Source organism: Corallococcus praedator (genome assembly GCF_003612125.1).
Classification (GTDB): Bacteria; Myxococcota; Myxococcia; order Myxococcales; family Myxococcaceae; genus Corallococcus; species Corallococcus praedator.
In genome coordinates this window covers 1-412 of the sequence record NZ_RAWI01001242.1, presented here as the reverse complement: position 1 = coordinate 412, position 412 = coordinate 1, and the positions used below count along the sequence as shown (strand labels likewise).

Annotated in this window: 1 protein-coding gene; it reads left to right on the top strand. The window is 54.9% G+C overall.

Annotated features, from left to right (window positions below; all coding sequences use genetic code 11):
- The coding region (locus D7Y13_RS50205; protein WP_279637217.1) for a glutamate ligase domain-containing protein at positions 1-386 on the top strand (386 nt) is incomplete at its 5' end.
- Positions 387-412: the final 26 nt, after the last annotated feature.

Genomic DNA, 412 nt, shown 5'->3' with positions numbered 1-412 from the left:
CATTTATCTCCGGTCGGATGATCTGCGTGTTTGGCTGCGGCGGCGATCGCGACCGCACCAAACGCCCCAAGATGGGCGCGATCGCGGCTGAGCTAGCAGACTGGGCGATCGTCACATCCGACAATCCGCGCACCGAAGATCCACAGCGAATTTTGCAAGATATTTTAGCTGGAATTCCCGACACCATTGAACCGCTTGTACAGGTCGATCGCGCAACTGCGATTCGCGCAGCTATCCTACAGGCTCAACCCGGAGACGGCGTGTTAATTGCTGGAAAAGGTCACGAAGACTATCAGATTTTGGGAACCGAGAAAGTTCACTTTGACGATCGCGAACAGGCACGGGCAGCGATCGCGCTGCGGCTTGCCGCAAAAAGTGAGGAGTGAGTAGAGAATTTTGCTCATCACTTGTC